Annotated in this window: 13 protein-coding genes; 3 read left to right on the top strand and 10 right to left on the bottom strand. The window is 63.9% G+C overall.

What is annotated here, in order from left to right; translation table 11 throughout:
- Nucleotides 1-114 precede the first annotated feature (114 nt).
- Nucleotides 115-924 (bottom strand): tryptophan synthase subunit alpha, encoded by an 810-nt coding sequence (gene trpA / locus FHR27_RS20140; RefSeq protein WP_179539380.1) that lies wholly within the window; start codon nt 922-924, stop codon nt 115-117.
- A complete protein-coding gene (trpB, locus tag FHR27_RS20135) occupies nt 921-2,132 on the bottom strand; it encodes a tryptophan synthase subunit beta (RefSeq protein ID WP_042555917.1) in 1,212 nt (403 codons plus the stop codon). The genes trpA and trpB overlap by 4 nt, the downstream gene beginning before the upstream one ends.
- 274 nt (nt 2,133-2,406) lie before the next feature.
- On the opposite strand from trpB, the gene FHR27_RS20130 reads away from it, so the two are divergent.
- The 3 genes from FHR27_RS20130 (at nt 2,407) to FHR27_RS20120 (ending at nt 4,561) form a co-directional block, all read left to right on the top strand.
- A complete protein-coding gene (locus FHR27_RS20130; protein WP_179539379.1) occupies nt 2,407-3,075 on the top strand; it encodes a DUF3592 domain-containing protein in 669 nt (222 codons plus the stop codon).
- Nucleotide 3,076: 1 nt separating this feature from the next.
- Nucleotides 3,077-3,970 carry a LysR family transcriptional regulator gene (locus FHR27_RS20125; protein WP_179539378.1) on the top strand — a complete coding sequence of 298 codons (894 nt, stop codon included), beginning with the start codon at nt 3,077-3,079 and terminating at the stop codon, nt 3,968-3,970.
- Between the two features lie 96 nt (nt 3,971-4,066).
- Entirely contained in the window at nt 4,067-4,561 is a 495-nt protein-coding gene (locus FHR27_RS20120) for a DUF3060 domain-containing protein (protein ID WP_179539377.1), read from the top strand.
- A 44-nt stretch (nt 4,562-4,605) separates the two neighbouring features.
- On the opposite strand, the gene gloA is transcribed toward FHR27_RS20120, so the two are convergent.
- The 8 genes from gloA to FHR27_RS20080 all read right to left on the bottom strand — a co-directional run bounded on the left by gloA (nt 4,606) and on the right by FHR27_RS20080 (nt 12,635).
- Nucleotides 4,606-5,133 carry a lactoylglutathione lyase gene (gene gloA / locus FHR27_RS20115; RefSeq protein WP_042555921.1) on the bottom strand — a complete coding sequence of 176 codons (528 nt, stop codon included), beginning with the start codon at nt 5,131-5,133 and terminating at the stop codon, nt 4,606-4,608.
- A 225-nt stretch (nt 5,134-5,358) separates the two neighbouring features.
- Entirely contained in the window at nt 5,359-5,817 is a 459-nt protein-coding gene (locus FHR27_RS20110) for a metallophosphoesterase family protein (RefSeq protein WP_179539376.1), read from the bottom strand.
- A gap of 176 nt (nt 5,818-5,993) precedes the next feature.
- Complete coding sequence (gene ilvD, locus FHR27_RS20105) at nt 5,994-7,832, bottom strand: dihydroxy-acid dehydratase (protein ID WP_042555923.1); 1,839 nt, start codon at nt 7,830-7,832, stop codon at nt 5,994-5,996.
- Nucleotides 7,833-8,047: 215 nt separating this feature from the next.
- A complete protein-coding gene (locus tag FHR27_RS20100; protein WP_179539375.1) occupies nt 8,048-9,115 on the bottom strand; it encodes a protein-glutamate methylesterase/protein-glutamine glutaminase in 1,068 nt (355 codons plus the stop codon).
- A complete protein-coding gene (locus FHR27_RS20095; protein ID WP_042555925.1) occupies nt 9,112-9,630 on the bottom strand; it encodes a chemotaxis protein CheD in 519 nt (172 codons plus the stop codon). The genes FHR27_RS20100 and FHR27_RS20095 overlap by 4 nt, the downstream gene beginning before the upstream one ends.
- Entirely contained in the window at nt 9,623-10,444 is an 822-nt protein-coding gene (locus FHR27_RS20090; RefSeq protein WP_042555926.1) for a CheR family methyltransferase, read from the bottom strand. The genes FHR27_RS20095 and FHR27_RS20090 overlap by 8 nt, the downstream gene beginning before the upstream one ends.
- Before the next feature lies 1 nt (nt 10,445).
- On the bottom strand, nt 10,446-10,973 hold the full coding sequence (locus FHR27_RS20085; RefSeq protein ID WP_042555927.1) for a chemotaxis protein CheW: 528 nt from the start codon (nt 10,971-10,973) through the stop codon (nt 10,446-10,448).
- Nucleotides 10,974-10,976: 3 nt separating this feature from the next.
- Complete coding sequence (locus tag FHR27_RS20080; RefSeq protein WP_042555928.1) at nt 10,977-12,635, bottom strand: methyl-accepting chemotaxis protein; 1,659 nt, start codon at nt 12,633-12,635, stop codon at nt 10,977-10,979.
- Nucleotides 12,636-12,663: the final 28 nt, after the last annotated feature.

The raw sequence follows: 12,663 nt of genomic DNA, 5'->3' as shown, positions 1-12,663 counted from the left end.
TTTTGGAGGGTGGAGCTGGTGGGCTGAAGCCCACCCTACGTCAGTACGTCACTGAGATTTCATGTTTAGCTGGTGGGCCGCAGCCCACCAGCTAAACGAGACGAAAGCTGATCCTTAGCGGCGTGCGCCGCGTACGCCTTCGGCCAGTTGGCTGCACAGCTCGAGCACGCCGTCGATGGCCTGCTGGTCGTTGTCGGCCTTGGCGATCTGGTCGATCAGTGCCGAGCCGACCACCACGCCGTCGGCCAGACGGGCGATGGTCGCCGCGTGTTCCGGGGTGCGGATGCCGAAGCCGATGCTGATCGGCAGGTCGGTATGACGGCGCAGGCGGGTGACCGCTTCCTGTACGTGCTCCAGGGTCGCCGAGCCAGCACCGGTAACGCCAGCCACGGAGACGTAGTAGACGAAGCCCGAGCTGCCGCTGAGTACCGTGGGCAGGCGCTTGTCGTCGGTGGTCGGGGTGGTCAGGCGGATGAAATCGATACCCGCAGCCTGAGCCGGGTCGCACAGGTCGGCGTTATGTTCCGGTGGCAGATCGACCACGATCAGGCCATCGACGCCGGCTTCCTTGGCATCGACGATGAAACGCGCCACGCCATACTTGTGGATCGGGTTGAAGTAACCCATCAGCACCAGCGGCGTGGCCTGTTCGGTTTCGCGGAATTCACGAACCAGTTGCAGGGTCTTGGCCAGGTTCTGCTTGGCTTCCAGGGCGCGGATGTTGGCGAGCTGGATCGCCGGGCCGTCGGCCATCGGATCGGTGAACGGCATGCCCAGTTCGATCACATCGGCGCCGGCCTTCGGCAAGCCCTTGAGAATCGCCAGGGAAGCATCGTAGTTCGGGTCGCCGGCGGTAACGAAGGTCACCAGGGCGGCGCGGTTCTGTTGTTTCAGCTCGGCGAAGCGCGTCTGCAGGCGGCTCATATGTGTTCTTCCTGTTCGTCGAAGTGGTGCATGACGGTCTGCATGTCTTTGTCGCCGCGGCCCGAAAGGTTGACCACCATCAGGTGATCCTTGGGCAGCGTTGGCGCGCGCTTGAACACTTCAGCCAGGGCGTGGGACGACTCCAGAGCCGGGATGATGCCCTCCAGGCGGCAGCACTGGTGGAAGGCGGCAAGGGCCTCCTTGTCGGTGATCGAGGTGTACTCGACGCGGCCGATGTCGAACAACCAGGCGTGCTCCGGGCCGATGCCCGGGTAGTCGAGGCCGGCGGAAATCGAGTGGGCGTCGATGATCTGGCCATCGTCGTCCTGCAGCAGGAAGGTGCGGTTGCCGTGCAGCACGCCGGGTACGCCGCCATTCAGGCTGGCGGCGTGCTTGCCGGTTTCCACGCCATGACCGGCCGCTTCGACGCCGATGATCTGTACCGACTGATCATCGAGGAAGGGGTGGAACAGGCCCATGGCGTTGGAGCCGCCACCTATGCAGGCGACCAGGCTGTCCGGCAGGCGGCCTTCCTGAGCTTGCAGTTGGTCACGGGTTTCCTTGCCGATGACGGCCTGGAAGTCGCGCACCATCGCCGGGTAAGGGTGTGGGCCGGCCACGGTGCCGATGATGTAGAAGGTGCTGTCGACGTTGGTCACCCAGTCGCGCAGGGCTTCGTTCATCGCATCCTTCAGGGTACCGGTGCCGGCGGTGACCGGAATCACTTCGGCGCCGAGCAGTTTCATGCGGAAGACGTTGGCCTGCTGGCGGTCGATGTCGGTGGTGCCCATGTAGATCACGCACTGCAGGCCGAAGCGCGCAGCCACGGTGGCGGTAGCCACGCCATGCATGCCGGCGCCGGTCTCGGCGATGATGCGCTGCTTGCCCATGCGCTTGGCCAGCAGGATCTGGCCGATGCAGTTGTTGATCTTGTGCGCGCCGGTGTGATTGAGCTCTTCGCGTTTGAGATAGATCTTCGCGCCGCCGCAATGCTCGGTCAGGCGCTCGGCGTAGTACAGCGGGCTCGGGCGGCCGACGTAGTCGCGCTGGAAATAGGCCAGCTCCTTGGCGAACTCGGGATCTTCCTTGGCCTTTTCGTACTCGGCGGCTAGGTCATGGATCAGCGGCATCAGCGTCTCGGCGACGTACTGCCCGCCAAAGCTACCGAACAAGCCGGTGGCGTCTGGGCCGTTGCGTAATGAAGTCATGGGATTCTCCTGTGAATTCGGAGGCCGCGAGCGACCTGCTTGCCAAGCGGTGTTGGCGTCGATGGTGGCCAGACTAACCCTGTGGCGCCGGTCGGAAAAGCGATTAGTTTTAACGGATATGTGATTAAAAATCACCTATCATCAGCTACTTCGTAGCGGGTAGGGCCTGCGAAGCATTGCAACTGTGTAGGCTTGAAAGCCCAACCATTGGCATCCTGAGCGAGTTGGTCGATGATCGTTCAGCTATGAATTTTATGCACAGGTCGGAGGCAGGATGAAAACAGCATGGTTATGGCTGTTCCCAGGTATCGGCGCGCTGCTGCTGGCGGTTGCCATCGGCATTCAGGTCTCGCGCATCAGCGGCGAGGCGCAGATGATGCGCGTCGAAGGCTCCATCGTGGATGTCGAGGACGGCTGCCCGACGGTGTCCTTCACCACGCTCGATGGCACGCTGGGCGAGTATCACAGCAGCACCTGCAGTACGCCGCCGTCGTTCGACATCGGTGAACGCGTGGCGGTGTATTACGACCCGCAGGAGCCTGAGCGCGCGCGTATAGACAGCTTCGAGCAGAACTGGATCGGTAGCCTGATCGTCGGTGGCATCGGCGCGGTCTTTCTGGCGATTGGTCTGTTGTTCGTGCTGCCGCCGCTGTTCGCCAAGCGCCGCGCCGCCGAGTTGCGGGTCAGCGGCACAGCGGTGCAGGCCGAGGTGGTGGATGTCGAGCTCAATGGCTCGCTGAGCATCAACGGCCGCAACCCGTACCGCATCGTCGCCCAGTGGCTGAACCCGCAAACCAACAAGCTGCATGTGTTTCGCAGTGAAAACCTGTGGTTCGATCCGGGCCCCTACATCAGCGAGTCGCTGGTCACCGTGATGCTCGACCCGAGCAACCCCAGGCGCTACAGCATGGACACCCGTTTTCTGCCTGAGCTGGTGGACTGAGATGGCCCAGGATCTGCCGTCGCTCAACGCCCTGCATGCCTTCGAGGCCGCCGCGCGGTTGGGCAGCGTCAGCCGTGCGGCGGTTGAGTTGCACGTCACTCATGGTGCGGTGAGCCGGCAGATCCGCACGCTGGAAGAGCAGCTTGGCGTGGCGCTGTTCACCAAGGACGGGCGGGGCTTGAAGCTGACCGACGCAGGCATACGCCTGCGTGATGTCAGCGGCGAGACGTTCACCCGCCTGCGGCAGGTGTCTGGCGAGCTGCGCCAGCGGGAAGTCGATACACCTTTCGTGCTCGGCTGCCCGGGCAGCCTGCTGGCGCGCTGGTTCATTCCGCGTCTGGACCGGCTCAACGGGGCCTTGCCCGAGCTGCGGCTGCAGCTGTCCACCAGCCAGGGGGAGCTCGACCCGCGCAGCCCTCAGGTGGATGCCACCCTGCTCTACGCCGAGCCACCGTGGCCTGCGGACATGCGCGTATTCGAGCTGGCGCGCGAATCTATCGGACCGGTGATAAGTCCGCGCCACCCACGGTTCTCGGAACTGAGTCAGGCTGCTCCCGAGACGTTGCTGCAGGAGGCGTTGCTGCATACCACCTCGCGCCCCCAGGCTTGGCCGCAGTGGCTGGCGGCGATGAACCTGCAGCCTGCGGACATGCGCCTGGGGCAGGGTTTCGAGCACCTGTATTACCTGCTCGAGGCTGCGTCGGCGGGCCTTGGCGTGGCCATCGCGCCGCTGCAGCTGGTGGCGGACGATCTCGCTGCAGGGCGGCTGGTCGCGCCCTGGGGCTTCGTGCAAACCGAGGCGCAGCTGTCGCTCTGGGTACCGCAACGGCGTAGCGGTCAGCGCGCCGAGAGGCTTGCCGATTGGTTGAGAGCGGCGTTGCAAACCGCGAATTGAGTCGCATGCAGCGGAGAACCTTCTTTCCTGGGCATCTGTCATAGCATCGGCCCTCAGACGTCTTCCGGGCCATCACTGACAGAGAGGGATGTGCCCATGAACAAGACGCTGATGGCAGGTTTGCTGCTGGCCGGCACAGCTACGCTGGCCCAGGCGGAGCCGCTGAATATCGAGGGGATCGGCCTGTCGCGAGACGTATCCTGCAAAGGCCAGGACGTGAACATTACCGGCAATGCTAACGTCATTCACCTGACCGGTGAGTGTGGCGCCGTGCTGGTCTACGGCTCGGAGCACAAGGTCACGCTGGATACGGCCAAGTCGCTTACGGTATCGGGTGCCGAACACAAGGTGATCGCCGAGCGCGTCAATGCATTGAGCGTCGACACCAGCAACAACCAGGTTCGCACGGCGATCATCGCGGGCGAGCAACCGGCAGTGGTCACGGTAGAAGGTGCCGAGCACGAACTGGATCTGCAGTTCGAAGGCCAGGCCAAGCTGAACGTTACTGGCGTCAGTCAGCAGGTGCGCTGGAGCGGTGATGAGCCGGAGGTGCAGTTGGGAGGCATCGACAACAAGGTCGAGCGCAAGTAGGCGGGGCGGCCGCCCCGCCGGTCAACAGCGGGGCGCCACGTCAATCAATCCACTTCGGTGAACTGGATGATTTCCACCCAGTAGCCGTCCGGGTCCTTGATGAAGGCGATGTTGCTCATGCGCCCGTCGGTCAGGCGCTTCTGGAAGTCCACGCTCAGGTCTTCGAAGCGCTGGCAAGCCGCCTTGATATCCGGCACTGCCACGCACAGGTGACCGAAGCCGCGCGGGTCACTGTTGCCGCTGTGGTAGGAAAACTCCGGGTCCTTCTCGGTGCCGTAGTTGTAGGTCAGCTCCAGTACGCCCGGGATGGACTTGCGCCATTGATGGCGTGCTGCCGGGTCGGCCGGGATCTGCGACTTGTCGGCGATCAACGCGAGGAAGTACAGGCTGAACTCGGCATCCGGGAAGTCCTTTTTCTCCAGCAGGGTGAAACCCAGCACACGGGTATAGAAATCCAGGGACTTCTGCAGATCCTTCACGCGGATCATGGTGTGGTTGTAGACGAAATCCGCCGTGGCGACGTCAGGCTTGCCGGTTACGCCGGGAAGGGTGTTGAGTTCATCGAGGGTCATGGGGACTCCATCAAGTGAGTGGACGAATCGAAAAATCTGTATTCATACAGATGGCTTCGAAAGGCGTGTTTTTCAAGGTCGTTGCCTCGGCAGGACGTCTTTGTGGCGATAGCAGCCGTTCGTAGTCGGGGGCCAATTGGTGGGCTAAAGCCCACCCTACGGCTAGATGCGCGGCTGTAGGGTGGGCTTTAGCCCACCAAATCGAAGGTCCGCTATCGCCTTGCATCAGACCTCCAGCGTAATCAGTTCGAACCGCACCGTGTCACCGTCGATATGCAGCAGGGCCACGCTGATCGGCAGCTTGAAGCGTCGTGGGCCGGCGCTGCCCGGGTTCAGGTAGAGCACGCCGTCGCGCTCGTCATGCAGCGGCTTGTGCGAGTGCCCGGCGATCACCACGTCGATACCTTCGGCTTTAGGGTCGATAGCCAGCTTCTTGAGATCATGCAGCACATACAGACTGATCGCGCCGAAGCGCAGGGTCAGGCTTTCCGGGATGGCATCGGCCCAGGCATCGCTGTCGTTGTTGCCGCGCACCACCGACAGCGGCGCGATGCGTTCGAGCTCGGCAAGGATCTGCGGCCCGCCGATATCGCCCGCGTGGATCAGGTGGTCGACGCCTTGCAGCGCTGCCAGTGCCTGGGGTCTCAACAGGCCGTGGGTGTCGGCGATCAGGCCAATCTTCATGCGTCCTCCAGGCTATAACTGTAGGAGCCGGCTTGCTGGCGATCCGTTCCGTGCAAAAACGCCGCCTTGGGTCGAGTGACGCGACAGCCGGGGCGCCACGTGAGGCGTCGCTGTCTGCATCGCCAAAAACGGAAAACCCGGCACAAGGCCGGGTTTCCATGTGCCGCGCGAGGGGATCAGCCGTCCAGCAACGCCTTGTTGCGCACCGCGCCCTTGTCGGCGCTGGTGGCGAGCAGGGCGTAGGCCTTCAGTGCGGTGGTCACCTTGCGGGGACGTTGTTCGACCGGTTTCCAGCCCTTCTTGTCCTGCTCATGACGGCGGTGGGCGATTTCCTCATCGCTGACCAGCAGGTTGATCGAGCGGTTCGGAATGTCGATCAGCACCTTGTCGCCATCGCGTACCAGGCCGATGGCGCCGCCGGCAGCCGCTTCCGGCGAAGCGTGGCCGATGGACAGGCCGGATGTACCGCCGGAGAAGCGGCCATCGGTAAGCAGTGCACACGCCTTGCCCAGACCCTTGGATTTCAGGTACGAGGTCGGGTAGAGCATTTCCTGCATGCCCGGGCCGCCTTTCGGGCCTTCGTAGCGGATGATGACGATGTCGCCAGCCTGCACTTCATCGGCAAGGATGCCGCGCACGGCGCTGTCCTGGCTTTCGAAGATCTTCGCGTTGCCTTCGAAGACGTGGATCGACTCGTCCACACCGGCGGTTTTCACCACGCAGCCGTCCAGGGCGATGTTGCCATACAGCACGGCCAGGCCGCCTTCTTGCGAGTAGGCGTGTTCGACACTGCGGATGCAGCCGTTTTCACGGTCGTCATCGAGGGTTTCCCAGCGGGTCGACTGGCTGAATGCGGTCTGCGTCGGAATACCGGCCGGGCCGGCTTTGAAGAAGTGGTGCACCGCTTCGTCGTCGGTCTGGGTGATGTCCCATTTGGCGATGGCTTCTTCCATGCTGCGGCTGTGCACGGTCGGCAGGTCGGTGTGCAGCAGGCCGCCACGGGCCAGCGAACCGAGGATCGAGAAGATCCCGCCAGCGCGGTGCACGTCTTCCATGTGGTACTTCTGAATGTTCGGCGCGACCTTGCACAGTTGCGGCACGTGACGGGACAGGCGGTCGATATCGCGCAGGTCGAAATCGATCTCGGCTTCCTGGGCCGCGGCCAGCAAATGCAGGATGGTGTTGGTGGAACCGCCCATGGCGATGTCCAGGGTCATGGCGTTCTCGAACGCCTTGAAGTTGGCGATGTTGCGCGGCAGCACCGAGTCGTCGTTCTCGCCGTAGTAGCGTTTGCACAGCTCGACGATGGTACGGCCAGCCTGCAGGAACAGCTGTTCGCGGTCGCTGTGGGTGGCCAGGGTCGAACCGTTGCCCGGCAGGGCCAGGCCCAAGGCCTCGGTCAGGCAGTTCATCGAGTTGGCGGTGAACATGCCGGAGCACGAACCGCAGGTCGGGCAGGCGCTGCGCTCGTACTCGGCGACCTTCTCGTCGGAGGCGCTGGAGTCGGCGGCGATGACCATGGCGTCGACCAGGTCCAGGCCGTGGCTGGCCAGTTTGGTCTTGCCCGCCTCCATGGGACCGCCGGAAACGAAGATCACCGGAACGTTGAGGCGCAGGGCGGCCATCAGCATGCCGGGGGTGATCTTGTCGCAGTTGGAGATGCACACGATGGCGTCGGCGCAGTGAGCGTTGACCATGTACTCCACGGAGTCGGCGATGATCTCGCGGCTCGGCAGCGAATAGAGCATGCCGTCGTGGCCCATGGCGATGCCGTCGTCGACGGCGATGGTGTTGAATTCCTTGGCCACGCCGCCGGCTTTCTCGATCTCGCGGGCGACCAGCTGGCCCAGGTCCTTCAGGTGCACGTGGCCGGGCACGAACTGGGTGAAGGAGTTGGCGATGGCGATGATCGGTTTCTTGAAGTCTTCGTCCTTCATCCCGGTGGCGCGCCACAGTGCACGGGCGCCGGCCATGTTGCGGCCGTGGGTGGAGGTCTTCGAGCGGTAATCAGGCATGACGGATTCCTGCGGCTAATCAGGTAGGCATTGATAGGTGGGTGAGCGGATCAGCGGCAGATGACCGCGACGCAAGGTGGCATGGCGCACGACGGGATCTCCGTCTGCCTGCCTGGGCTCACAGGCCCGCCGAAGGGTGGATGGCGGGAAATGCTCCGATTCTACGCCCCACGGGGCGGGCGAGGAAAGGCTGGTGGCTGCCGACCGTCCCTGCACTAACCGCGCAGGATGGCCGCGGGGATCTGCTCCAGCGCTATCTCGCGGCTCACGGCGCCCAGTTTCATGGCCTCTCGGGGCATGCCGTAGACCACGCAACTGGCTTCGTCCTGGCCAAGGGTGAGGGCACCGGCCTCGTGCATCTCGCGCAGGCCGCGGGCACCGTCGTCACCCATGCCGGTCATGATGATACCGGTGGCGTTGGCGCCTGCTGCACGGGCCGTGGAGCGGAACAGGACGTCCACCGAGGGCTTGTGACGGCTGACCGGTGGGCCATCGACCACTTCCACCTGGTACTGGGCACCGCTGCGCTTGAGCAGCAGGTGGCGGCCACCGGGGGCGATCAGGGCGCGGCCTGGCAGTACCCGATCGCCATGCCGCGCCTCCAGAACCTCCAGTTCGCAGAGGCCATTGAGGCGTTGGGCGAAGGCGGCGGTGAAACGTTCGGGCATGTGCTGGACGATCACCAGTGCGGGACACACCCGCGGCAGGCGCGTGAGGATGTACTCCAGTGCCTGGGTGCCACCGGTGGACGTGCCGATGGCCACGACACGTTCGGTGGTGCGCGCCATGGCGCCCTGGCCCGGCGGCAGGATGACGTCGGCGCTGAGCTTGCCCTGCACGGGCGCGGCGGGTACTGCCTTGTTCTTCGCCAGGCTGCGGACGTTGGCGCGCGCTGCGGCCTTCACCGCATTGACCAGATCGTCGCTGGCATTGACCAGAAACTTGCTGAGGCTGGCCTGGGGTTTGGTGACGATGCTCACCGCGCCGGCGGCGAGCGCCTGCATGGTCGTGGCGGCGCCCTTCTCGGTGAGCGTGGAGCAGATGACGACGGGCGTGGGGCGCTCGCTCATCAGCTTCCTGAGAAAGGTGATGCCGTCCATGCGCGGCATTTCCACGTCCAGCACGATCACGTCGGGCCACTCGCGCTGCATCTTGTCGAGGGCGAACAGCGGATCGGCGGCCGTCCCGATGACCTGGATCGCCGGGTCGCTGGCCAGCACCGAGGACAGCACCTGGCGCACCACGGCGGAGTCGTCGACGATCATGACTTTTATCGGTTTCATGCGTATTGCTCTCCAGAGGGGCGACCGGAGATCGCGGTCGGCGCCGTCTGCTTCAGGGCCAGATGGCCGCTCCAGATGTCGAAGATCAGGTTGCGATGCCCGACTCCGCCTACGTGTTCGCCATGGCAACTGAGCTTCTTCTCGGTGATTAGACGCCTGGCCATGTCAACGTTCTGTAGGCCCACGTGCCGGCGGTTGCCATTCATGAGCGCGGGAAACATATGCCCACCACCGAAGATGCGTGCCTGATAGTCGGCCAGCCGCGTGCCGCTCAGCCCGATGGCGTCGCACAGCAGGCTCATGACTTCGTCGCCGTAACGACCGTCCGGGTGGGCGGTCGGGCGCCCGCGCGTCGGCAGCATGAAATGGCACATGCCGCCCAGGCGCGCATGGGGGTGCCAGAGCACCATCGAGACGCAGGAGCCAAGCAGGGTTCGCACACGGGTATAGGGGCCGCCGAAATGATAGTCGCCGGGCTGCAGGTAGACCTCGGCGATGGAGGGGGTCTTAGTCATCGGGCTTTCGATAGATCGAAGGTTTGACGACCTTGAGCGTGTCGTTGACGCCGTTCAGGCTCTCCGAGTGACTGATGAAGAAGTGACCGCCCGGGCGCAGGTGCTTGACCAGGCGACCGACCACCTGACGTTTGGTGTCGGCGTCGAAGTAGATCATCACGTTGCGCAGGAAGATCACGTCGAACAGCCCCAGGTCCGGTAGTGCGCTGTTCAGGTTGATCTGCTCGAAGCGGATGCGCTGGCGCAGTGACGGGACGATCATCATGCGTCCCTGGTTGTCGTCGACGCCGCGCAGGCAGTACTTCACCAGCAGATGCCGGGGGATGTTCCGGCTGTCCTCGAGGTCGTAAACGCCGCTGCGGGCCTGGGCCAGGATGCGCTGGCTGATATCCGAGGCAAGAATTTCCCAGGGCCTCTCACCGAGCCGTTCGGCCAGCAGCAGCGCTAGCGTGTAAGGCTCTTCGCCGCTGGAGCAGGCGCCACTCCAGACGCGCAGCGGTCGCCCGCTGGGAATGGCACCGGGTTTGTGCAGCAGCTCGCGCAGGAAGTCGAAGTGCTTGGGTTCGCGGAAGAAGTAGGTCTCGTTGGTGGTCAGCAGGTCCACGCAGGTCTGCAGCTCCGCGGCATCCTTGCCCAGACGTTTGAAGTAGTCACCGTAGCTGGCCATGCCGAAGGTGCGCAGGCGCTTGTTGAGGCGCCCGGCTACCAGCGGCTTCTTCGCGTCGGAAAGGTGGATGCCGGCAATCTCGTGGATCAATTGACGGAACTGGCCGAACTCCCGGTCGGAGAGGGCGCTGTGGGTGCTCTCGTGCATGTCAGGCTCGAGCGCCGTCGAGACCATGCCGTTCGGCCTGGTCCAGTGCCACGAGCTCCTGCGCGGAAATGATCCGGCTGATGTCGAGCATCACCACCAGCCGCTCATCCAGCTTGCCCATGCCACGAATGAAATCGGTACGGATGCTGCCTCCGAAGCTGGGCGTCGGTTCGATCTGCTCGGCGCTCAGTTCACGGACCTCGTTGACGGCGTCCACCACCATGCCGATCACCTGGGTGCTGGTCTGGTTGAGTATCTCCAGAATCACGATGCAGGTTCTCGGGCCGATGGCCGTGGCCCGGCCGCCGAAGCGCTGGCCGAGATCCATCACCGGCACCACCGCGCCGCGCAGGTTGATCACGCCAAGAATGCTTGGCGGCATCATCGGCACCGTGGTCAGCCGGCCGTACTCGATGATCTCCCGTACGGCACGGATTTCCACCGCGAACAGTTCCTGAGCCAGGGTGAAGGTCAGGTACTGGCCCGACACTGCGGTAGCGTCGTCGAGCAGCCGGGTATCGGAGCTCATGGCTTACTCCTGAAAGCGCACGTAACCGGCCGGCAGGCCCGTGCCATGGCCTTGCTGGCCCTCGTCTTCACGCAGCTGGCGTGTGCCGCCGTTGCCGCGGTTGGTCTGTGGCCTGTTGCGTGGTGGGTTGACGGTGGTGATGCGCTCGCCACTGCCGCTGAGGCGGAAGAAGTCCATCAGTTGCTGCAGCTGTTCGGCCTGGCCGCTCATTTCCTCGGCGGTGGCGGCGAGCTCCTCGGAGGCCGAGGCATTCTGCTGGGTCAGTTCGCTGAGCTGGTTCATCGCCGTGCTGATCTGGCTGACGCCGCTGCTCTGCTCGTCGGAGGCCGCCGCGATTTCCTGCACCAGGTCGGAGGTCTTGGCGATGGACGGGACGATCTCGTCGAGCAGGGTGCCAGCACGTTCGGCCAGCGCCACGCTGTTCTTGGCGACTTCGCCGATTTCCTGGGCCGCCACCTGGCTGCGCTCGGCCAGCTTGCGTACTTCCGCGGCGACCACCGCGAAGCCCTTGCCGTGTTCGCCGGCCCGGGCCGCCTCGATGGCGGCGTTGAGGGCGAGCAGGTTGGTCTGGTAGGCGATGTCGTCGACGATGCCGATCTTGTCGGCGATGGTCTTCATGGCTCGCACGGTGTCCTTGACCGCCTGGCCGCCTTCGCCCGCTTCGTTGGAGGCTTTGCTGGCCATGCCGTCGGTGACCCGGGCGTTCTCGGTGTTCTGCGAAATGGAGGCGGACATCTGCTCCATCGACGCACTGGTTTCCTCCACCGAAGCCGCCTGTTCGGAAGCCGCCTGGCTCATGCTCTGGGCGGTCGAGGAAATCTCCTCGGAGGCGCTGGACAGCGAGTCGGCGGAGCCGCGTACCTCGGCGATGATCTGCGTGAGCTTCTCGCTCATGTTGCCCATCGACTTCAGCAACTGGCCGGTCTCGTCGCGAGCGGTGCTATCGAGTTTCACGCGCAAGTCGCCTTCGGCCAGCAGGTTGGCGGCTTCCACCGCGCGGCTGAGCGGGCGGGTGATGCTGCGGCTGATCAGCAGGCCGAGCACGACACCGATCAGCAGGCCACCGATGATGACGCCGATCATGATGTCGCGGCTGGCTTCGTAGAGCTCGGTGGTCTGATCGTTGGCATCGCTGGCGTTGGTCTCCTTGATGCGCGAGAGCTCGGAGAAGATGCTGTCGATCTTGTCGCCGTATGCACGTGTCTGGGTCAGCTGCCGCTGCAGTTCGGGGTTCTCCGCGTACAAGGCTTGATTGGCCGCCGTTTGCAACGTCTGATCCATGCTGCTCTGGTAGTCCTTCCAGACCGAGTCGGCCTCTCGGAAAAGCTCCATGGAGCGCTCGCTGGCGAACTGCAGACGGGCCTCATCGATCAGTTTTCGCGCAGTTTCGCTGTAATTGGTGATATCGGCGCGAATCCGATCACGATCCTGTTGGGTGGTCGCGAGAAGGAAGTTAGCGCGGGCTCGGCCAATGTAGATGAGGTTGATGTTGGCATCCTTGATCTTGGAGAGGCCTACCAGTTCCCTGGAGTACATCCTGTCTGCCAGGTCGTTCATGGTCGAGGTGTTGGACAGGCCGACTAGGCCGACTATGGCACTGATTCCCGCGACCAGGACGAACGCGACGATGAGCCGGGTACCGATCTTGAAGTTGCTGAGCATGCTGGAGATCCTTTCGAATGGAGAGTCG

Source organism: Pseudomonas flavescens, from assembly GCF_013408425.1.
In the GTDB taxonomy this organism is placed as follows: domain Bacteria; phylum Pseudomonadota; class Gammaproteobacteria; order Pseudomonadales; family Pseudomonadaceae; genus Aquipseudomonas; species Aquipseudomonas fulva_A.
Note: the sequence above shows the minus strand (reverse complement) of the source record. Positions and strands in the feature narration are given on the sequence as shown.

Bases quoted from the DNA above. Each gene is read 5' to 3' on its own strand.
- trpA (WP_179539380.1), bottom strand. From the start codon at position 924: ATGAGCCGCCTGCAGACGCGCTTCGCCGAGCTGAAACAACAGAACCGC.
- trpB (WP_042555917.1), bottom strand. From the start codon at position 2,132: ATGACTTCATTACGCAACGGCCCAGACGCCACCGGCTTGTTCGGTAGC.
- FHR27_RS20130 (WP_179539379.1), top strand. From the start codon at position 2,407: ATGAAAACAGCATGGTTATGGCTGTTCCCAGGTATCGGCGCGCTGCTG.
- FHR27_RS20125 (WP_179539378.1), top strand. From the start codon at position 3,077: ATGGCCCAGGATCTGCCGTCGCTCAACGCCCTGCATGCCTTCGAGGCC.
- FHR27_RS20120 (WP_179539377.1), top strand. From the start codon at position 4,067: ATGAACAAGACGCTGATGGCAGGTTTGCTGCTGGCCGGCACAGCTACG.
- gloA (WP_042555921.1), bottom strand. From the start codon at position 5,133: ATGACCCTCGATGAACTCAACACCCTTCCCGGCGTAACCGGCAAGCCT.
- FHR27_RS20110 (WP_179539376.1), bottom strand. From the start codon at position 5,817: ATGAAGATTGGCCTGATCGCCGACACCCACGGCCTGTTGAGACCCCAG.
- ilvD (WP_042555923.1), bottom strand. From the start codon at position 7,832: ATGCCTGATTACCGCTCGAAGACCTCCACCCACGGCCGCAACATGGCC.
- FHR27_RS20100 (WP_179539375.1), bottom strand. From the start codon at position 9,115: ATGAAACCGATAAAAGTCATGATCGTCGACGACTCCGCCGTGGTGCGC.
- FHR27_RS20095 (WP_042555925.1), bottom strand. From the start codon at position 9,630: ATGACTAAGACCCCCTCCATCGCCGAGGTCTACCTGCAGCCCGGCGAC.
- FHR27_RS20090 (WP_042555926.1), bottom strand. From the start codon at position 10,444: ATGCACGAGAGCACCCACAGCGCCCTCTCCGACCGGGAGTTCGGCCAG.
- FHR27_RS20085 (WP_042555927.1), bottom strand. From the start codon at position 10,973: ATGAGCTCCGATACCCGGCTGCTCGACGACGCTACCGCAGTGTCGGGC.
- FHR27_RS20080 (WP_042555928.1), bottom strand. From the start codon at position 12,635: ATGCTCAGCAACTTCAAGATCGGTACCCGGCTCATCGTCGCGTTCGTC.